Annotated in this window: 5 protein-coding genes; 2 read left to right on the top strand and 3 right to left on the bottom strand. The window is 66.7% G+C overall.

Features of this window, described 5'->3' with window-relative positions; all coding sequences use genetic code 11:
* Window positions 1-34 precede the first annotated feature (34 nt).
* From LIV37_RS09855 to LIV37_RS09845, 3 genes are all read right to left on the bottom strand, one after another.
* Window positions 35-1,951: a helix-turn-helix domain-containing protein gene (locus tag LIV37_RS09855; protein ID WP_020866965.1), complete on the bottom strand. Its 1,917-nt coding sequence runs from the start codon at window positions 1,949-1,951 to the stop codon at window positions 35-37.
* A gap of 720 nt (window positions 1,952-2,671) precedes the next feature.
* Window positions 2,672-3,880, bottom strand: coding sequence for a cytochrome P450 (locus LIV37_RS09850; protein ID WP_020866964.1), 1,209 nt, complete (start codon window positions 3,878-3,880; stop codon window positions 2,672-2,674).
* A 45-nt stretch (window positions 3,881-3,925) separates the two neighbouring features.
* On the bottom strand, window positions 3,926-4,360 hold the full coding sequence (locus LIV37_RS09845; RefSeq protein WP_202979649.1) for a ferredoxin: 435 nt from the start codon (window positions 4,358-4,360) through the stop codon (window positions 3,926-3,928).
* 450 nt (window positions 4,361-4,810) lie between these two features.
* On the opposite strand from LIV37_RS09845, the gene LIV37_RS09840 reads away from it, so the two are divergent.
* The gene (locus LIV37_RS09840; RefSeq protein WP_121825645.1) at window positions 4,811-5,572 is read left to right on the top strand and encodes a thioesterase II family protein; all 762 of its coding nucleotides are present in this window, start codon (window positions 4,811-4,813) and stop codon (window positions 5,570-5,572) included.
* Window positions 5,573-5,815: 243 nt separating this feature from the next.
* On the top strand, window positions 5,816-22,288 hold the full coding sequence (locus LIV37_RS51720; protein WP_276063792.1) for a type I polyketide synthase: 16,473 nt from the start codon (window positions 5,816-5,818) through the stop codon (window positions 22,286-22,288).
* Window positions 22,289-22,320 lie beyond the last annotated feature (32 nt).

Here is a 22,320-nt window from a genome sequence, read left to right as displayed (position 1 = left end):
GGCGCACGCGGAGTACGGGAGTGAAGAACGCGGGTCAGGCCGCCCGCAGCCGGCGGGAGGGGGACCGCACCAGGTGGTCGGGCAGGACTTGGGCGACCCCCAGGGCATGCATGGCCAGCACCAGGTCATGCGTGAGTCCGGGGGTTCCCAGGAGGCGGCAGTTGAGCAGGCTCTCGGCCGCGCGGAGATGGTTGCGGACCGTCTTCAGATGCACGCCGACTTTTTGCGCGGTCTGCTCCACGTTGCCGCCGCGGGCCACCCACGCCGCCAGCGTCCGCCGTAGGTCTCTGCGATCCGCGTCGAGACGCCCGAGGTAGATCCGGGCCCATTCCTGGGCACCGTCGTCCGCCAGCAGATCGCCGAGGCTTCGCTCACCGGACACCGCGTTCGCAGTATGGGGCGTATGGGCTGTGTGGGGCCTATGGGGAGGCAAGGCCCGGAGCTCCAGCGCGAGACTGAGCACCGCCCGGTCCGGCAGGCGGGTGAGATCCAGGGCGAGGAGCTCACTGACCTTCGCGATGCGCGCCGCCACCGTGTTGCGATGAGAGCCAGTGGCCTTCGCCACATCGAGACGGGAGAACCGCAACGACAGATCGATCGTTCGCAGAATGCTCTCCCGTACGGCGGGGGCGAGGGTGTCGAGCGGGCGGAGGAAAGCCTCTGCCCACGCCTGGCCGGCGCCCGGGTCGAGGAAGAAGGACAGACCGGGCTCCTCCCGGGCCGCCGTCACCAGCTTCTCCTGGCTGTTCCCCGCCATGGTGAGGGCCCGGTGTGCCTCTTGGTGTGCCTCTTCGAGGCTCGCCAGCGGCTTGGGGTGGCTGGCGCCCATCCGGAGCCCCGGAACGTCGGTCACCAGGTGGTGCAGCCGTTGGACGACGCTCATCCCGCGGTCCTCACCGGACGAGGGCGGGGACGAAGACGAGGGTGGGGACGAGGACGAGGACACGGACGGCCACTCGGGCGTGACGACGAAGAGCTGATCGGAACGGAACGGCGAACGGACGACCAGGGCCTGCTGACGCAGTGCGTTCTCCAGCTTGGAGGCCGTTGCGTTCAGCTCCCGCTCACCACAGGTGATGAGATGCACCCGGACCTGATCGGCGGAGAACAGCCCGGGGTACAGGGACTGACCGATCTCCTGGGCGAGTTGGGTGAGACCGTTCAGCGCCAGATGGAGCACCGCGGCCCGCATCGAGCTCATGGTCTGCTGCAGCCGGTACTGGTCGCTGTCCATCTCCTCCGCGCGTATCAGCAGGCTCAGCAGCACGGTGGAGCGCGCGATGATCTTCTCGGTGGACTCGTTGAAGTCCTGGTCGCGCACCACGATGAGAACCATGTGGGGTGGGTGATAGCCGATCGAGTAGAGGCGCACGCTGTGCTTCCCATGGTTGATGGACGCGGCTCCCACTTCCCCGCCCACGATGCGTGCCACCATGGCGGCCGGCGGTTCGACCAGCGGGCCTCCCGCGCTCAATTCGGAGGCCAGCACGGCCTTGTGCGGGTCGACCAGGCGCACCGACCCCTCCACCGCCTTGGCCAGCCGGTCGAGCAGGGTCTGCAGTCTGTGGTGCCCCTGCCTCCCCGGCCGTCGTATCTGGTCCAGCATCTCCTCCAGTTGCTGAGCACGGTCCTCGTACTCCCGCAGTCGCTCACGGCTGACGACCTGCGCCACCTCCGATCCGCACAGCTCCTCGCTGCCGACGAGCAGTGGCACACTGTGCTTCCTGGCATTCACCAGTACGGCCTCGGGCACGTCCTGCGGAGCGGTGCGCATGATCGCGAGTCCCGCCGCCCCGCTGCGCGCCAGGATGCGGATCCGGTGCTCGGCGGCGGCGGGATCGGTCAGCCACGGCTGATCAGACGCCACGATGACCAGCAGATCGCGCAGCCCGGTGTCCAGGAGCCGAATGTTCCTCTCCGATTCCGGATCGGACAGCCAGACACCCAGCACCGAGCGGGCCCGGAAGGAGTCGCGGTCGCCAGCATCAAGGAAATGAAGCCCTAAGGCCGGTTTTTCGCACAGTGAACCCAAACTTGGCACCGATGCCCCCGTGACGAAGATGTTAAATGGTCCATGAAAGGTGCTGCACCACAGCAGGAAGTGATGCGCCGCAGCAGTGATGCGAGAGCGCACACGCGGGATGAGATGCGCGGCGGACGTCGCGCTGAAGGCGCTGTTCAGGCCGGAGAATGCCCGGATGCCGACCCTGACGGCCAGATACACGGCGGCATGGCCGACATGATGCCGAAAGCCCCGCTGGCGAACTTCCGTAAGGACCGCCCGACAGCCACTGGTCCCTGGCTGTGGCGGAAAAGGGCCGCCTTCATCTCTGATGAGACTTCATTACTGGCACTGCACACCGCAGCAACCTCCCCGTTAACGCAGCCCCGACATCATTCTGCCGTCCCGCGCCGCCCCGGCGCCGTCTCAAGATCCGAGTGGCACTGTCCTGCCACCGGCCAGGTATGCCCGTGGATGCGTGGATGATCAGGGATCGGCGGACTGGCGAACTGACGACCTGGCGGTGCGGCGACCTGGCGGTGCGGCGACCTGGCGGTGCGGCGACCCGACGGTGCGGCGAGCTGGCGGCATGAAGAAGACGCCCCGGTCGCGCCCGCGGACGGGCTCTCGCCGGGGCGCCTGTTGCCGTTCAGGCTCCTCCTGCGTCGGTCACCAGGCCACGGGCAGCGAGGTGAGCCCTCCCGTCAGCACGTTGTTCCTGGACACCAGCTCGTCGATCGGCACCGCGAGTCGCAGCCCGGGAAGGCGGGCGAACAGCGTCTGGTACAGCACGTCCAGCATGACGCGGACCAGCGGGGCGCCAATGCAGTAGTGCAGGCCGTAGGCGAGCGTCATATGCGGGTTCTCGTTCCGCGTGATGTCGAAACGCTCCGGCTCCCGGAAGACGCGGGGGTCACGGTTGGCCGTCTGCGGGCTCAGCGCGATCAGATCCCCTTCGGAGATCCGCGTCCCCTTGTACTCGAAATCCGTCCGCGCGTACCTGGTGATGCAGGCGTCGGAGGCGGGCGCGAACCGCAGGATCTCTTCCACGGCACGGGGAGCCAGGCCGGGATCCGCCTCCAGCAGCGCCCGCTGATCCGGATTCCGCAGGAACAGCAGGGTGCCGTAGTCGGTGAACGACACACTGGTCTCGAAACCGGCGATGATCAGCGTCGATACGTACGTCTGAATGGCGTCGTCCGGCGGGAATCCCGTCTCCTGCTGCTTGAGGACCAGGTCGGTGATGACGTCGTCGGCCGGTTCGGCGCGCTTGAGTTCGATGAACTTCGCGATGTACTCGCGCATTTCCAGCATGGCCGTGACGGCCAGCTGCTGGTCGCTGGTGTGGAAGGTGCCTTGCGACCAGGTACCGAGCTGCTCACGGTCGGCGAAGGGGATGCCCAGCAGTTCGCTGATGACAAACACCGGAAGCCGCTTCGCGATCTCCTGGTGGAAGTCCGCCGGCTGCGGAAGCTCCTGGAATCGGCTCAGCAACTCGTCCACCGTCCGCTGGATCCGCGGCCGCAGGGAACGCATCCGCTGGGCACTGAACGACGGAATCAGCACCTGCCGCGCCTTGGTGTGGTCGACGACCTCGGTTTCGTACTCGCCCCGCGGACCGCCGAGAATGACCGCCGCGCTGTAGCGCGGTGCGTTCGGCGGATCGAAATGCGAGCGGCCCAAACGCGCGTCGGAGATGAGCTTCTTCACATCCTCATGCCGGGTGACCAGCCACGCCGGATCGCCGACCGGGGTGAGGACCTTGACGATGGGATCGTTCTCCCGCAGCTCGGCGAACCGGGGCGGCAACTCCATCAGACCGGACTGGTCGAAGGGCAGGCGCGGAATGCTCTCATCGGTGCTCTCGGCGGCAGACATGCGATGGTCTCCTATTCGGCACGGGCTCTCTTGACACGGGCCTGTCTACGGTTGCTCGATGACGTGGATGCACTGCCCCGGGCACTCGTAGGCCGCCGTATCAACAGCGTCCTGGTCCTCATCGGGGACATTCGCCTGACATGTCTCGCCGCCCGGTTGGTCCAGCAGCCGGCCGTTCTGGCGCACATAGGCGAGACTGTCGTCCGCGATCGAGAACACGCGCGGTGCGGTTTCCTCGCACTGTCTGCTGTTGAGGCATCTGCTCTGGTCGATCCACACCTTCATGGCGCTTCTTTCCTGCTCAATGCTGCTCGATTTCCCAGTACGCCCAGTGCGCCCAATGCTCCAGTACTCCGGTGCACTCCATTGCAGCTGCAGCAGGAGGTCGTTGATGCCCTGGATGGCCGAGCCGCTTTGCCAAAGGGAGAAGATCGGTCCATGACAGCCCCGTAGCGGTACGCGGGCGCACCGTTCGCTCAACGGGCCCCTCCATGCTGCCGTGTGTCCGGCCGTGGCAACGCATCCACAAGCCAAATGGCACTCTCCTGCCATCGTCTGTGAGGCGTCATACGCCGGGAAATCCATTGAATCCGGCCTATCCAGACCCTGTCCGGACCTCTGTCCGGACTCCGGGAGGGGCGCCCGGAAGGGGCGCCCGGGAAGGGGGCCCGGTCCGCTCGTGGCCAATGCGTCCGCATGGCCGTGTCCGCTGGTCACGACCGTCCGTGCCGCACGCACCTGTGCATCCGTGCCATGGCCACCAGTTGGCCTGTGCAGAGATGACCCTTTCTCTGATTGGCGGATGGCTTGTAGCGTCGAAAATGTTTTTGGGCGGAGGCTGTGAAGCGGGGGTGGGTCCGTTCATCCGAGCCCTTTCGGCTACTGGCATGGGGTACCACTGTGCGGTCGCCGGAACCGGTCATTGAAGGGATGGAGCACGTGGGTGCAGCCGAGGTACGCCCTGGGCGTTGGCTTCGCCGCTTTCGGAGAGGCGAGTCTCCTCAAGACGTCCGACTGATCTGCTTTCCTCATGCGGGTGGCGCCGCCACCTTCTTCTTTCCCTTCGCAAGAGGGCTGAACGTATCGGCGGAAGTCCTGGCCGTTCAGTATCCGGGAAGGCAGGACCGTCACCGGGACGCGTGCATAGACAGCGTTGCGGAAATGGCCGACCTCATCTTCGAGGATGTGCGGGCCCTCGACGACCGTCCGCTGGCCTTCTTCGGGCACAGCATGGGCGCGGTACTGGCATTCGAGGTGACGCGACGCCTCGAAGAGAAGGACGGGATCAGCCCGCGATGGCTGTTCGCATCGGCCCGCCCCGCTCCCTCACGACACCGTGACGAGAAGCTCCGCACGGACGACGCCCAGCTCATAGCGGACCTCAAGGCGCTGAACGGTCCGAACTCCGGGATCTTCGCCGATGAGGATGCCCTTCGCGTCATCCTGCCCGCCATCCGCAGCGACTACAAGGCGATCGAAGGCTATGTGGTTACTCCCGACACCAGGGTCACATGCCCTATCTCCACCGTTATCGGTGTCTCCGATGAGCGAGTGACCTCTGATGAGGCGGAGGACTGGGGAAAGCACACCACCGGAGATTTCGAGCTGATGGTCTTCCCAGGCGGCCACTTCTACCTCACCGAGCAGCTGCCCGATGTCGCCCGTTTCGTCGCGGAGCGCATCTCTCAGTGAACAAATTCGGTGAATCAGGCACCTGACTGAGGTCGGAGCCCAGTTGTTCCGGCACTTTTGGCACGATCCCTTGAGAGTCCGTTGGCCGGTTTCCGGCTGGACGACTGGCGGGCTGTCCACATCTGACATGGCGTAATTCCGGTGGCGTTGGAAGGGTTTGCTGTGCGGGATAGGCGAGTACTCACGGATGCTGAGCTGCGCGATCGACTCTCTGATGCGTCCGAAAAGCGGCAGTTCGAGATAGTGCTCGCCCTGGTACGTGAAGAGATCGCTCAGATACTCGGCTCACGCAGCCCAGAAGACATCGCCGAGCAGGCCTCCTTCCGCTCTCTCGGGGTCTACCGGGAGAAGCGTCAGCAGCTGATCAGCAACCTGACCGAGCGTTCAGGGGTTCGCCTCCCGTCGACGGCACTGTTCGACTACCCGAACCCGGCGGCGCTGGCGCGCTATATGAGGACCCGGATCGTGGGCGACGTCGCTGACGTTTCCCACGCCTCGGCTGGCGCGACGGAGGACGACGACCGGCGGGATGCCGACGACCCGATCGCCATCGTGGGTCTGGCCTGCCGCTACCCCGGTGGGGTGAGCTCTCCCGATGAGCTGTGGGACGTGGTGGCGAACGGCCGGAACACCATCTCGGACTTCCCCGCCGACCGCGGTTGGGACCTGGAGAACATGTTCGACCCGGATCCGGCACACGCGGGGACGTCGTATGTGCGGAAGGGCGGGTTCTTGCACGATGCCGCGGACTTCGACGCGGAGTTCTTCGGGATGTCGCCGCGTGAGGCACTGGCGGTGGATCCGCAGCAGCGGTTGCTGCTGGAGACGTCGTGGGAAGCGATCGAGACCGCCGGAATCAACCCCCTTGAGCTGCGCGGCACCCCGACCGGGGTCTACTTCGGCGTCATCTACAACGACTATGCCTCGCGCCTGAGCACCTTCCCGGGTGAGCTCGAGGGGTACCTGCTCAACGGCAGCCGGCAGAGTGTCGCCTCCGGCCGAGTGGCGTATGTGCTCGGTCTTGAGGGCCCGGCGCTTTCGATGGACACGGCGTGTTCGTCGTCGTTGGTCGCCTTGCATCAGGCGAGTGCGGCGCTGCGCCGTGGTGAGTGCTCGATGGCCCTGGCCGGTGGCGTGGCGGTGATGTCGGCCCCGGGTCTCTTCCTGGAGTTCTCCCGGCAGCGCGGCATGGCCGTGGACGGGCTGTGCAAGGCGTTCGCGGACGCGGCGGACGGGACCGGGTTCAGCGAGGGCGTGGGTGTGTTGTTGTTGGAGCGGTTGTCGGATGCTCGGGCGAAGGGGCATCGGGTGTTGGCGGTGGTGCGTGGTTCTGCGGTGAATCAGGATGGTGCGTCGAATGGGTTGACGGCGCCGAATGGTCCGTCGCAGGAGCGGGTGATCCGGCAGGCGCTGGCCAACGCGCGGCTGACGACGGCGGACGTGGATGCCGTCGAGGGCCATGGGACGGGCACGACGCTCGGTGACCCGATCGAGGCCCAGGCGCTTCTGGCTACGTATGGGCAGGGCCGGGAGGACGGTCGGCCGTTGTGGTTGGGGTCGTTGAAGTCCAACATCGGTCACACGCAGTCGGCCGCCGGTGTGGGTGGTGTGATCAAGATGGTCATGGCCCTCAACCGTGAGGTGCTGCCGCGCACGTTGTATGTGGATCGGCCGTCCTCGCATGTGGATTGGGATGCGGGGGCGGTCGAGCTGCTCACTGAGGCTGTGGCTTGGCCGCGTGGGGAGCGGGTGCGGCGGGCTGGTGTGTCTTCTTTCGGTGTGTCGGGGACGAATGCGCACGTCATTCTTGAGGAGGCGTCGGCGGAGGAGTCTGCTGGTGGGGATGTGGCGCCCGTGGTGATGCCTGCGGTGGTGCCGTGGGTGGTGTCGGGGCGTAGTGCGGGTGCGTTGGCGGCTCAGGCCAGCCGACTGTTGGAGTTCCTCAGCGCTGCCCAGGCTGATGGTGGTGGCGTGGATGCGGTGGGTGTGGGGCGTGGTCTGGTGAGCTCCCGCGCGGTGTTCGAGCACCGCGCAGTCGTCCTTGGTTCGGATGTGGCGGAGCTTGAGGCTGGGCTTGTGGGTCTGGCGCAAGGTGGGGCTGCTGTTGGTGGTGGTGTGGTGGGTCGTGTGCGGTCGGGGGTGGGTCGGCCGGTGTTTGTCTTCCCTGGTCAGGGTGCGCAGTGGGTGGGTATGGGTGCGCGGTTGTTGGATGAGTCGGTGGTGTTTGCTGAGGGGATTGCTGAGTGTGAGCGGGTGTTGTCGGGGTGGGTGGATTGGTCGGTGCGGGGGGTGTTGCGGCGGGAGGTGGGGGCGCCGTCGTTGGATCGGGTGGATGTGGTGCAGCCGGTGTCGTTTGCGGTGATGGTGGCTTTGGCGGGGGTGTGGCGGTCGTTTGGTGTGGAGCCGGCGGCGGTGGTGGGTCATTCCCAGGGTGAGGTGGCGGCTGCGTATGTGGCGGGTCTGTTGTCGTTGGAGGATGCGTGCAAGGTGGTGGCGTTGCGGTCGCGGTTGATCGGTGAGCGTTTGGCTGGTCTGGGCGGGATGCTTTCGGTGGCTGTTTCCGAGCAGGAGGCCGTGGGGTGGGTTGAGGGCGGTGTCTGGGCTGGGGTGGAGGTGGCGGCGGTCAACGGTCCTGGTTCGGTGGTGGTGGCCGGGCCTGCGCTGGCGGTGGAGCGGGTGCGGGCTGTGTGTGAGGAGCAGGGGGTGCGGGCGCGGCGGATCCCGGTGGATTATGCCTCCCACACCACGCAGGTTGAGCAGATCCGTAGCGAGCTGGCTGAGGTTCTGGATGGCTTGAGTCCTCGGGATGGTGGCGAGTGGGTGCCGTTGTTGTCGACGGTGACTGGGCAGTGGGTGTCGCCCGGGGAGATGGATGGGGGTTATTGGTTCCGGAATCTGCGGCGGCCGGTGCGTTTCGCTGAGGCGGTGGATGTCCTGGTCGCCGAGGGTTATGGGGTTTTTGTTGAGGTCAGTGCTCATCCGGTGTTGACGGTGGGTGTGGAGGAGGCGGTGGAGGCCGCTGGTGGTCAGGCGGTGGTGACCGGGACGTTGCGCCGTGACCAGGACACTCTTGGGCAGGTTCTGACTTCCCTGGCTCAGTTGCATGTCAATGGGGTGGCCGTTGACTGGATGCCCGTTCTGGGTGGGGTGGCCGGGTCGGGTGGTGGGGCGTTGGTGTCGTTGCCGACGTATGCGTTCCAGCGGGAGCGTTACTGGCTCGATGCTCCGACTGTGGCGGTCGATGCCAGTGGTCTGGGCCTGGAGGCTCTTGAACACTCTCTCCTGGGAGCCGCGGTCCCGCTCGCCGAAGGTGGACAGCTCTTCACCGGACGCATCTCGCTGGAGACACACCCATGGCTCGCCGACCACCAGGTTTGGGGAACCGTGCTGGTGCCGGGGGCCGCGCTGATCGAGTTGGCGATGCACGCGGTGACGCACGTTGGCCAACAGGGCATAGAAGACATCGCCCTTGAAGCACCTCTCGCAGTCCCCGAAGGGGAGACCGTTCACCTACAGGTGGTCGTCGGGGAGGTCCAACAGGACGGTCGGCGCGAGTTCAGCATTCACTCGCGGATGGATTCCGATGATGTCGATCAGGGCTGGAAGCGCCATGCGACGGGGTCGAGTTGCGCGACGGTTGATGCGGAGCCCGTCTCCGAGGTGCTGAGCGGAGCCAGCTGGCCTCCTCCTGGGGCCGTTCCCGTGGACGTAGATGAGCTTTATGCGGGGTTTGCTGGTCGGGGTTATGAGTATGGGCCGTTGTTTCAGGGTGTGCGGGTGGCGTGGCGGTTGGGTGATGCGGTGTTTGCGGAGGTGTGTTTGCCGGAGGGGGTTGATGGTGGGGGTTTTGGGGTTCATCCGGCGTTGTTGGATGCGGCGTTTCAGGTGTTGTTGATGGTGGGTGGGGGGGGTTCGGGTGAGGGGTTGGAGCGGGTCAGGTTGCCGTTTGTGGTGAGTGGTGTGCGGTTGGAGGGTGGGGGTGTTGTTCGGTTGCGGGTGGGTGTGCGGTCGGTGGGTGTGGATGAGGTTGCGGTTGATTTGGCGGATGAGTGTGGTCGGTTTGTGGGTGTGGTGGAGTCGTTGATGGTGCGGTCGGTGTCGGTGGGGCAGTTGGCGGTGGTGGGTGCGGGTCGGGATTGTTTGTTTGGGGTGGAGTGGGAGGGGGTTGCTGCGGGTGTGGTGCGGGGTGCGGTGGTGGGGCCGGTGGTGGCGTCGTTGTCGGGTGGGGATGTGGTGGGTTTGGAGCGGTTGGCGGGTTGTGGGGTGGTGCCGGATGTGGTGGTTCTGACTGTTCCGGTGGATGGGGATGAGGGTTCTGGTGGTGTGGTGGGTGGGGTTCATCGGGTGGTGGGTGAGACGGCTGCGGTGTTGGGGAGGTTTGTGAGGGATGAGCGGTGGTCGGGGAGTCGTTTGTTGGTGCGGACCAGTGGTGCGGTGGTGGTGGAGCCGGGTGAGGGGGTGGGTAGTTTTGCGGGTGCGGCGGTGTGGGGTCTGGTGCGTAGTGCGCAGGCTGAGCATCCGGATCGGTTCGTGCTTGCTGACGTCGTCGCGGGTGAGCGTGGTGGTGGTGTGGGTCTTGATGCTGGTGTGGTGGGTGGGTTGGTGGCGTGTGGTGAGCCGCAGCTCGCGGTGCGTGGGGATGTGGTGCGGTGTGCCCGCCTGGCACGGGTGAGTGGAGCTGCGGCCGTAGAGCGGGTCGGCAGGTGGCAGGGTCCGGGGACAGTGCTGATCACTGGTGGCACGGGGACGCTGGGCGGGTTGGTGGCCCGCCATCTGGTCGCCGAGCAAGGCGTAGAGCATGTGCTGCTGGTCAGCCGTCGCGGCCTGGATGCACCGGGAGCGCCGGAGCTGTGTGAACAGATCGAGGAGCTGGGCGGCCGGGTTACGGTCCGCTCCTGTGACACCAGTGATCGTGATGCGGTGCGTGAGTTGCTGGCCGGTATTCCGGCGGAGGCGCCGTTGCGGGGTGTGGTGCATGCCGCGGGTGTGCTGGATGACGCGACCGTGGAGGGTCTGGGCCAGGAGCAGATTGCGCGGGTGTTGGCGCCGAAGGTGGATGCGGCCTGGCATTTGCATGAGCTGACCCGGGACATGGACTTGGCGGCGTTCGTCCTGTTCTCTTCGGCGGCGGGTGTGCTGGGCAATGCCGGGCAGGCCAATTACGCCGCGGCCAATAGCTTCCTGGACGCTCTGGCTCAGCACCGCCAGGCCCAGGGTCTGCCCGCTGTGTCCCTGGCCTGGGGTCTGTGGGCACAGGACAGCGGAATGACCGGCCACCTGGACCACGAGGACCACGCGCGCCTGAACCGCACCGGCATCACCCCCATGACCACCGAGGAAGGCCTGGCTCTGCTCGACACGGCCGTCGAGGCCGATCACCCTTCGCTCCTCCTGGCCCGCCTCTCGCTTGCGGCGGTTCAGAGGCATGTGGCGAACGGTGGCACCCTCTTGAGTCTGTACCGAGGGCTGGTGAAGTCCCCGACACGTCGCGCGGGTGTCGCGGCGGCAACGACTCTTCAGCAGCGGGTGGCGGATCTCGACGACGCCGAGCGGTACGACCTCATCCTCGCCACCGTTCGTACTCACATCGCCAAGGTGCTGGGCCACTCGACCGCGGACACCGTGGATGGCGATCGCGCGTTGAAGGATCTCGGCTTTGACTCGCTGACCGCGGTCGAACTGCGTAACCAGCTCGGGACCGCGACAGGACTTCGACTCCCGACCACGCTGGTCTTCGACTATCCCACGCCTTCGGCCATCGCCAGGTATCTGGACGGTCGGCTGTGCGCGGACGAGCGCTCGGATGCCGCCGTCGCGGTGCCGGCTGTGGTGGGCGTGGACACGGAGCCGATTGCGATTGTGGGGGTGGGCTGCCGGTATCCGGGTGGTGTGACTTCGCCCGAGGAGTTGTGGGAGTTGGTGGCCGGTGGAACGGACGCCATTTCCGGCTTCCCGGTCGATCGCGGCTGGGACCTGGAGGCCCTGTACGACCCCGACCCGGACCGCGCGGGGAAGAGCTATGCCCTCGACGGTGGCTTCCTGAACGATGCCGCGGACTTCGATGCGGAGTTCTTCGGGATGTCGCCGCGTGAGGCGTTGGCGGTGGATCCGCAGCAGCGGTTGTTGTTGGAGGCGTCGTGGGAGGCGATGGAGCGGGCCGGGATCGATCCGACTGAGCTGCGCGGGTCGGCCACGGGCGTGTTCATGGGCGTGATGTACAGCGACTACGCCTCCAGGCTGAGGAAGTTTCCGGGTGAGCTCGAGGGCTACCTGGTCTCCGGCAGTGCGGGAAGCGTGGCGTCGGGGCGCCTGGCGTACACCTTCGGGCTCGAAGGTCCGGCGGTGACGGTGGACACCGCGTGTTCGTCGTCGTTGGTCGCCTTGCACCAGGCGAGTGCGGCGCTGCGCAGTGGTGAGTGCTCGATGGCCTTGGCCGGTGGAGCGACGGTGATGTCCACCCCGGGTCTCTTCCTGGAGTTTTCCCGACAGCGGGGCCTGTCGGTGGACGGCCGTTGCAAGGCGTTCGCCGAGGGGGCGGATGGCACGGGGTTCGGTGAGGGCGTGGGTGTGTTGTTGCTGGAGCGGTTGTCGGATGCTCGGGCGCGTGGGCATCGGGTGTTGGCGGTGGTGCGTGGTTCTGCGGTGAATCAGGACGGTGCGTCGAATGGGTTGACGGCGCCGAATGGTCCGTCGCAGGAGCGGGTGATCCGGCAGGCGCTGGCCAACGCCCGGCTGTCGGCGGCGGACGTGGACGCCGTTGAGGGGCATGGGACCGGGACCCGGTTGGGTGATCCGATCGAGGCTCAGGCGCTGCTGGCTACTTATGGGCGGGAGCGTGAGGGCGGCCGGCCGTTGTGGCTGGGGTCGTTGAAGTCGAACATCGGCCATGCGCAGGCTGCTGCTGGTGTGGGTGGTGTGATCAAGATGGTCATGGCCCTGAACCGGGAGATGCTGCCGAGGACGTTGCATGTGGATCAGCCGTCTTCGCACGTGGACTGGGATGCGGGCGCGGTGGAGCTGCTGGCTGAGGCTGTGGCTTGGCCGCGTGGGGAGCGGGTGCGGCGGGCTGGTGTGTCTTCTTTCGGTGTGTCGGGGACGAATGCGCACGTCATTCTTGAGGAGGCGTCGGCAGAGGAAGCCTTGAGTGTGGAGGTGGTTTCCGCTGGTGGTGGTGTGGTGCCGTGGGTGGTGTCGGGGCGTAGTGCGGGTGCGTTGGCGGCTCAGGCCAGCCGACTGTTGGAGTTCCTCAGCTTTGCCCAGGCTGATGGTGGTGGCGTGGATGTGGTGGGTGTGGGGCGTGGTCTGGTGAGCTCCCGCGCGGTGTTCGAGCACCGCGCAGTCGTCCTTGGTTCGGATGTGGAGGAGCTGACTGCTGGGCTTGTGGGTCTGGCGCAAGGTGGGGCTGCTGTTGGTGGTGGTGTGGTGGGTCGTGTGCGGTCGGGGGTGGGTCGGCCGGTGTTTGTCTTCCCTGGTCAGGGTGCGCAGTGGGTGGGTATGGGTGCGCGGTTGTTGGATGAGTCGGTGGTGTTTGCTGAGGGGATTGCTGAGTGTGAGCGGGTGTTGTCGGGGTGGGTGGATTGGTCGGTTCAGGCGGTGTTGCGGCGGGAGGTGGGGGCGCCGTCGTTGGATCGGGTGGATGTGGTGCAGCCGGTGTCGTTTGCGGTGATGGTGGCTTTGGCGGGGGTGTGGCGGTCGTTTGGTGTGGAGCCGGCGGCGGTGGTGGGTCATTCCCAGGGTGAGGTGGCGGCTGCGTATGTGGCGGGTCTGTTGTCGTTGGAGGATGCGTGCAAGGTGGTGGCGTTGCGGTCGCGGTTGATCGGTGAGCGTTTGGCTGGTCTGGGCGGGATGCTGTCGGTGGCCGTGTCCGAGCAGGAGGCGACGGAGCGGATTGAGGCCGGTGTCTGGGCTGGGGTGGAGGTGGCCGCGGTCAACGGTCCCGGTTCGGTCGTGGTGGCCGGACCTGCGCAGGCCGTGGAGCGGGTGCAGGCTGTGTGTGAGGAGCAGGGGGTGCGGGCACGCCGGATCCCGGTGGACTACGCCTCCCACACCACGCAGGTTGAGCAGATCCGTAGCGAGCTGGCCGAGGTTCTGGATGGCCTGACTCCGGCCGTTCCCCATGGTCGTGGGGTGCCGTTGTTGTCGACGGTGACTGGGCAGTGGGTGTCGCCGGGCGAGATGGACGATGAGTACTGGTTCCGGAATCTGCGGCAGCCGGTGCGTTTCGCCGAGGCTGTGAAGGCCCTGGCCGCCGATGGCTATGGGGTCTTTGTTGAGGTCAGTGCTCATCCGGTGTTGACGGTGGGTGTGGAGGAGGCGGTGGAGGCCGCTGGTGGTCAGGCGGTGGTGACCGGGACGTTGCGCCGTGACCAGGACACCCTTGGGCAGGTTCTGACTTCCCTGGCCCAGTTGCATGTCAACGGGGTGGCCGTTGACTGGACACCTGCGCTCGGCCCGGTGGCCACGGACGACAGTGCTGCGGTAGACGGCCGCGCACCGATGCTGGACCTGCCCACGTATGCCTTCCAGCGGGAGCGCTACTGGCTCGACGCTCCGCCCGACGCAGCCGATGCCACCGCCCTCGGCCTGGACACCGTTGAACACCCGCTCCTCGGAGCCGCAGTCGACACTGCTGGCAGCGAGGCGGTCCTGCTCACGGGTCGGCTGTCGCTGCAGACACATCCGTGGCTGGCCGACCACCAGGTGATGGGGGCGGTGCTGGTGCCCGGAGCGGCGCTGGTGGAGATGGCGACCCGCGCCGGTGAACACATTGGTTGCAGTCGACTGGAGGAGCTGACGCTGGAGGCGCCGCTGGTTCTGCCCGAGCAGGGCGGTGTCCAGGTCCAGGTCGCCGTTGAAGAAGCCGATGCGTCGGGCTTCCGGCCGGTTTCTGTCCACTCCCGCGTTGAGGTTGGGGAAACGTCTGCCGAGTCGGGATGGACCCGGAACGCCAGCGGTCTGCTCGGTGTCCCGCAGCAAGACGAGCAGCACCAGGCGGTGCTCGAACAGTGGCCGCCGGCCGGTGCCCAGCCGATGGCGTTGGATCCGGATGAGCTTTATGCGGGGTTTGCTGGTCGGGGTTATGAGTATGGGCCGTTGTTTCAGGGTGTGCGGGTGGCGTGGCGGTTGGGTGATGCGGTGTTTGCGGAGGTGTGTTTGCCGGAGGGGGTTGATGGTGGGGGTTTTGGGGTTCATCCGGCGTTGTTGGATGCGGCGTTTCAGGTGTTGTTGATGGTGGGTGGGGGGGGTTCGGGTGAGGGGTTGGAGCGGGTCAGGTTGCCGTTTGCGGTGAGTGGTGTGCGGTTGGAGGGTGGGGGTGTTGTTCGGTTGCGGGTGGGTGTGCGGTCGGTGGGTGTGGATGAGGTTGCGGTTGATTTGGCGGATGAGTGTGGTCGGTTTGTGGGTGTGGTGGAGTCGTTGATGGTGCGGTCGGTGTCGGTGGGGCAGTTGGCGGTGGTGGGTGCGGGTCGGGATTGTTTGTTTGGGGTGGAGTGGGAGGGGGTTGCTGCGGGTGTGGTGCGGGGTGCGGTGGTGGGGCCGGTGGTGGCGTCGTTGTCGGGTGGGGATGTGGTGGGTTTGGAGCGGTTGGCGGGTTGTGGGGTGGTGCCGGATGTGGTGGTTCTGACTGTTCCGGTGGATGGGGATGAGGGTTCTGGTGGTGTGGTGGGTGGGGTTCATCGGGTGGTGGGTGAGACGGCTGCGGTGTTGGGGAGGTTTGTGAGGGATGAGCGGTGGTCGGGGAGTCGTTTGTTGGTGCGGACCAGTGGTGCGGTGGTGGTGGAGCCGGGTGAGGGGGTGGGTAGTTTTGCGGGTGCGGCGGTGTGGGGTCTGGTGCGTAGTGCGCAGGCTGAGCATCCGGATCGGTTCGTGCTTGCTGACGTCGTCGCGGGTGAGCGTGGTGGTGGTGTGGGTCTTGATGCTGGTGTGGTGGGTGGGTTGGTGGCGTGTGGTGAGCCGCAGCTCGCGGTGCGTGGGGATGTGGTGCGGTGCGCCCGCCTGGCACGGGTGAGTGGAGCTGCGGCCGTAGAGCGGGTCGGCAGGTGGCAGGGTCCGGGGACGGTATTGATCACTGGTGGCACGGGGACGCTGGGCGGGTTGGTGGCCCGCCATCTGGTCGCCGAGCATCGGGTCGAGCATCTGCTGCTGGCTGGCCGCAGGGGCCCGGACGCCCCGGGGATGGCTGAGTTGGTGGCCGAGCTGGAGGGGGCTGGGGCGTCGGTCACCGTGGCCGCGTGCGATGTGGCCGATCGTGATGCGGTGCGTGAGTTGCTGGCCGGTATTCCGGCGGAGGCGCCGTTGCGGGGTGTGGTGCATGCCGCGGGTGTGCTGGATGACGCGACCGTGGAGGGCTTGGGCCAGGAGCAGATTGCGCGGGTGTTGGCGCCGAAGGTGGATGCGGCCTGGCATTTGCATGAGCTGACCCGGGACATGGACTTGGCGGCGTTCGTCCTGTTCTCTTCGGCGGCGGGTGTGCTGGGCAATGCCGGGCAGGCCAATTACGCCGCGGCCAATAGCTTCCTGGACGCTCTGGCTCAGCACCGCCAGGCCCAGGGTCTGCCCGCTGTGTCCCTGGCCTGGGGTCTGTGGGCACAGGACAGCGGAATGACCGGCCACCTGGACCACGAGGACCACGCGCGCCTGAACCGCACCGGCATCACCCCCATGACCACCGAAGAGGGTCTCGCCCTTTTCGATGTCGCTCAGGGTGTGGGGCGTGGTGTGGTGTTGCCGGTGCGTGTGGATGTGCGGGCGTTTCGTGGGCGTGGTGGTGTGTTGGTTCCGGCGTTGTTGCGGAATGTGGTGCGGGGTGCGGTGCGCCGGGTTGCGGTGGGGAGTGATGGGTCTGGTGCGTGGCGGGATCGGTTGGCGGGTGTGGCGTCGGGGGAGCGTGAGCGGTTGTTGCTGGAGTTGGTTCGTTCCCATGTGGCGACGGTGCTGGGGCATGCGGACCCTGCTGGAATCGACGCCGACCGGGCGCTGAAGGATTTGGGCTTCGACTCCCTGACCGCGGTTGAACTGCGTAACCAGCTTGGGGCGGCCACCGGGCTTCGACTCCCGACCACCTTGGCGTTCGACCATCCCAGCCCACGCGCTGTCGCCTCTTACCTCGACCAGGAGTTGGGTGCGGGTGTGCGGTCGGATGCTGCTGTTGTGGTGCCGGCTGTGGTGGGTGTGGATGCGGAGCCGATCGCGATTGTGGGGGTGGGCTGCCGGTATCCGGGTGGTGTGACTTCGCCGGAGGAGTTGTGGGATTTGGTGGCCGGTGGGACGGATGCCATTTCCGGTTTTCCTGTTGATCGTGGTTGGGATCTGGAGGGGTTGTATGACCCGGATCCGGCGCATGCGGGGACGTCGTATGTGCGGTCGGGCGGGTTTCTGCATGAGGCGGCGGATTTTGATGCGGAGTTTTTTGGGATGTCGCCGCGTGAGGCGTTGGCGGTGGATCCGCAGCAGCGGTTGTTGTTGGAGGCGTCGTGGGAGGCGATGGAGCGGGCTGGGATTGATCCGGGTGGGCTGCGTGGGTCGGCGACGGGTGTGTTCATGGGGGTGATGTACAACGACTACGCCTCGAGGCTGACGGCGCTTCCGGCGGATCTTGAGGGTTATCTGGGGTCGGGGAGTGCTGGGAGTGTGGCGTCGGGGCGCCTGGCGTACACCTTCGGGCTCGAAGGTCCGGCGGTGACGGTGGATACGGCGTGTTCGTCGTCGTTGGTGGCGTTGCATCAGGCGAGTGTGGCGTTGCGTAGTGGTGAGTGTTCGATGGCGTTGGCCGGTGGTGTGGCGGTGATGTCGACTCCGGGGACGTTTGTGGAGTTCTCCCGTCAGCGTGGCCTGTCGGCGGACGGGCGGTGCAAGGCGTATGCGGAGGCGGCGGACGGCACGGGCTGGGGTGAGGGCGTCGGTGTGTTGTTGCTGGAGCGGCTGTCCGATGCGCGGGCGCGTGGGCATCGGGTGTTGGCGGTGGTGCGTGGTTCCGCGGTGAATCAGGATGGTGCGTCGAATGGGTTGACGGCGCCGAATGGTCCGTCGCAGGAGCGGGTGATCCGGCAGGCACTGGCCAACGCCCGGCTGTCGGCGGCGGACGTGGACGCCGTTGAGGGGCATGGGACCGGGACCCGGTTGGGTGATCCGATCGAGGTACAAGCGCTGCTGGCTACTTATGGGCGGGAGCGTGAGGGTGGTCGGCCGTTGTGGTTGGGGTCGCTGAAGTCGAACATCGGTCACACCCAATCGGCCGCCGGTGTGGGTGGTGTGATCAAGATGGTCATGGCCTTGGACCAGGAGGTGCTGCCGCGCACCTTGCATGTGGACCAGCCGTCATCGCATGTGGACTGGGACGCGGGCGCCGTGGAGTTGCTGGCTGAGGCTGTGGCTTGGCCGCGTGGGGAGCGGGCGCGGCGGGCTGGGGTCTCTTCCTTCGGCGTGTCGGGGACCAATGCTCACGTCATCATCGAGGAAGCACCGGCGGAGGAGTCTGCTGGTGAAGTCGTGGCGCCCGTGGTGATGCCTGCGGTGGTGCCGTGGGTGGTGTCGGGGCGTAGTGCGGGTGCGTTGGCGGCTCAGGCCAGCCGACTGTTGGAGTTCCTCAGCGCTGCCCAGGCTGATGGTGGTGGCGTGGATGCGGTGGGTGTGGGGCGTGGTCTGGTGAGCTCCCGCGCGGTGTTCGAGCACCGCGCAGTCGTCCTTGGTTCGGATGTGGCGGAGCTTGAGGCTGGGCTTGTGGGTCTGGCGCAAGGTGGGGCTGCTGTTGGTGGTGGTGTGGTGGGTCGTGTGCGGTCGGGGGTGGGTCGGCCGGTGTTTGTCTTCCCTGGTCAGGGTGCGCAGTGGGTGGGTATGGGTGCGCGGTTGTTGGATGAGTCGGTGGTGTTTGCTGAGGGGATTGCTGAGTGTGAGCGGGTGTTGTCGGGGTGGGTGGATTGGTCGGTGCGGGGGGTGTTGCGGCGGGAGGTGGGGGCGCCGTCGTTGGATCGGGTGGATGTGGTGCAGCCGGTGTCGTTTGCGGTGATGGTGGCTTTGGCGGGGGTGTGGCGGTCGTTTGGTGTGGAGCCGGCGGCGGTGGTGGGTCATTCCCAGGGTGAGGTGGCGGCTGCGTATGTGGCGGGTCTGTTGTCGTTGGAGGATGCGTGCAAGGTGGTGGCGTTGCGGTCGCGGTTGATCGGTGAGCGTTTGGCTGGTCTGGGCGGGATGCTGTCGGTGGCCGTTTCCGAGCAGGAGGCCGTGGGGTGGATTGAGGGCGGTGTCTGGGCTGGGGTTGAGGTGGCGGCGGTCAACGGTCCTGGTTCGGTGGTGGTGGCCGGGCCTGCGCTGGCGGTGGAGCGGGTGCGGGCTGTGTGTGAGGAGCAGGGGGTGCGGGCACGCCGGATCCCGGTGGATTATGCCTCCCACACCACGCAGGTTGAGCAGATCCGTAGCGAGCTGGCCGAGGTTCTGGATGGCTTGAGTCCTCGGGATGGTGGCGAGTGGGTGCCGTTGTTGTCGACGGTGACTGGGCAGTGGGTGTCGCCCGGGGAGATGGATGGCGGGTACTGGTTCCGGAATCTGCGGCGGCCGGTGCGTTTCGCCGAGGCGGTGGATGCCCTGGTCGCCGATGGCTATGGGGTCTTTGTTGAGGTCAGTGCTCATCCGGTGTTGACGGTGGGTGTGGAGGAGGCGGTGGAGGCCGCTGGTGGTCAGGCGGTGGTGACCGGGACGTTGCGCCGCGACCAGGACACACTCCGGCAGGTCCTGACCTCCCTCGCTCAACTGCATGTCAACGGGGTGGCCGTTGACTGGGCACCTGCGCTCGGCCCGGTGGCCACGGACGACAGTGCTGCGGTAGACGGCCGCGCACCGATGCTGGACCTGCCCACGTATGCCTTCCAGCGGGAGCGCTACTGGCTCGACGCTCCGCCCGCGGCAACCGACGCCACCGGCCTCGGCCTGGAAACCGTTGAACACCCGCTCCTCGGAGCCGCAGTCCCCCTTGCGGATCAAGGACATCTCCTCACCGGACGTATCTCGTTGGAGACCCATCCCTGGCTGGCCGACCACCGGGTCCTGGGGTCGGTGCTGGTGCCACCGGCTGCGCTGGCCGAGTTGGCGCTGACCGCTGCGCATCGTGCGGGATGCGAGGGAATCCAGGAGCTCACTCTCGGGGATCCGTTGTCCCTTCCGGAGCGGGGTGGTGTCCAGCTTCAGGTTGTGGTCGGCGAGGCGGAACAAGACGGTTTGCACAGCGTCTATGTGCAATCTCGCCTTGAAGCGGCCGATGCCGTGTGGGTGCGCCATGCGACGGGTTCGTTGGTGGCGGGGGAGCCGGTTGGTGTGGGTGGGGTGGGGTTGGAGCAGTGGCCGCCGGTGGGTGCGGAGTCGGTGGTGGCTGATCTGGATGCGTTCTATGAGCGTTTTTCTGAGCGTGGGTTTGATTATGGTCCGGCTTTTCGGGGGTTGGAGGCGGTTTGGCGGCGTGGTGAGGAGGTGTTTGCTGAGGTTCGTCTTCCGGGGGAGCGGGTTGGTGAGGTGGAGGGGTTTGGGGTGCATCCGGCGTTGTTGGATGCGGCCGTGCATGCGGTGGCGTTGATCGCTTCGGATGAGGATGAGGGGGCGGCGCGTATTCCGTTTGCGTGGTCGGGGGTGCGGTTGTATGCCTCGGGTGCGTCGGTGGTGCGGGTGCGGTTGACCCGGGCGGGGTCGGATGCGGTGGCGCTGGAAGTGGCGGATGCGGCGGGTCAGCCGGTGATTTCCATCGAATCCCTGGCCTTGAGGCCCATTTCGGCCGAGCAGCTGCAGGCGGCCCAGACCAGTCGTTATGACTCCCTCTTCCAGCTGGACTGGCAGCCGGTGGCCACGTTGGCTCCGGCTGTTGCTGGGGGTTCGTGGGCGGTCGTGGGGCGGGATCCGGGGCTGGGTGAGGCGGTGGTCCGCGCGGGTGGGTCGTACGGGCGCTATGTGGATGTGCCCGCGCTGATCAGCGCGCTCGATGAGGGTGAGTCGGTACCCGAGACGGTGGTCCTGTCCTGCCCGACGAGTACAGGCGACGGCTTGGCCGCTCGGGTGCGGGAGTCGCTTTCCACTGTGCTGTCTTCGGTGCGGTCGTGGCTGGGTGAGGAGCGGTTGGCTGCCTCTCGTTTGGTGGTGGTCACTTGTGGTGCGGTCGCTACGGAGATGGGGGAGGATGTGGCTGATCTGGTGCAGGCTCCGGTGTGGGGTTTGTTGCGGTCGGTGCAGACCGAGAATCCCGGCCGGTTCTTCCTCCTGGACCATGACCCTGAGCACGGCAGCGAGATCAGCGCTGTTGCGGCAGATGCGGTGGTGCGGACCCTCGCTGCTGGTGAGGAGCCGCAGCTGGCGGTCCGGGGTGGCACTGTCCTGGTCCCGCGCTTGTCCCGCGTGATCAAGCCCGCGACGGCCTCTGGGGCGTCTGTGCCGTTGGTCTCGGGTGGGACGGTGTTGGTGACGGGGGCGTCGGGTGTGTTGGCGGGTGTGGTGGCCCGGCATCTGGTGGTCGAGCGTGGGGTGGAGCATTTGCTGCTGGCCAGCCGTAGGGGCGCGGATGCCCCGGGGGCGGCGGAGTTGGTGGCTGAGCTGGAGGCGGCTGGGGCGTCGGTCACCGTGGCCGCCTGTGATGTGGCCGACCGCGAAGCGGTACGTGAGCTGCTGGCTGGTGTTCCGGCGGAGGTGCCGCTCAGGGGCGTGGTGCACACCGCGGGGATCGTTGACGACGGTGTCGTGGAGGGGCTGACCGAGGAACGTGTCCGGCGAGTGTTGGCGCCGAAGGTGGACGCGGCCTGGCATCTGCATGAGCTGACCCGGGACATGGGCCTGGAGGCGTTCGTGCTGTACTCCTCTGCCGCGGCCACCCTGGGGGCCGGTGGGCAGGGGAGTTACGCGGCGGCCAACGCCTTCCTCGACGCCCTCGCCCAGCACCGCCACGCCCACGGCCTGCCGGCCGTATCCCTCGCCTGGGGCCTGTGGGCACAGGCCAGCGGAATCACCCAGAACCTCAACGAGACAGATCTCGCCCGCATGGACAGGTTGGGGATCATTCCGATGGCCACTGAGGATGCCTTGGCGCTGTTTGATCGGTCGATGCACGCGGACCGTGCTGCGGTGCTGCCTGTGCGGTTGGACCTCAAGGCGTTCCGGGACCGGTCGATGCCCGTACCGCCGGTGCTGCGGCAGCTGGTGCGCAGGCCGGTTCGCAAGGCAGCGGCCGGGAATGGCAGTGGCCCAGGCACCGAGTGGCGCGACTCGGTCGCCATGGTCGTTCCGGAAGAGCGGGAGCGGCTGGTGCTGGACATGGTCCGTACCCACGTCGCCACGGTGCTGGGACGAACCGATCCGTACGGTATCGAGGAGAGGCGAGCGCTCAAGGAGTTGGGCTTCGACTCCCTCACCGCGGTCGAGCTCCGAAACCAGCTCAGCAACATTACCGGACTACGTCTGCCGACCACTCTGGTCTTTGACCATCCGACTCCAGCGGCCATTGCCAACGTTCTGCTCAAGCAGATCGACGGGGCTCCGCAGACCATTGCGCAGGGCATCATGAGCGAGATCGACAAATTGGAAGCGGCCCTGTCGGACATTGACTGGGCCGATGCCGAGGCGGCCGTCGTTTCCACGCGCCTACGCGGGCTCCTCACTAAGTGGGGCAGGAATTCGGAGTCGGATACCGAAGACCTCGGAACAGCATCGGCTGATGAGCTGTTCAGCATTCTCGATGGCGAGCTGGACCGTTAAGGATCTCCGGGCGTAAAGGAAGGCGGGATAGA

Origin of the sequence: Streptomyces rapamycinicus NRRL 5491, assembly GCF_024298965.1 — a bacterium.
GTDB classification, from domain to species: domain Bacteria; phylum Actinomycetota; class Actinomycetes; order Streptomycetales; family Streptomycetaceae; genus Streptomyces; species Streptomyces rapamycinicus.
The sequence above is the reverse complement of the archived record's forward strand: the minus strand, read 5'-3'. Positions and strand labels throughout refer to the sequence as shown.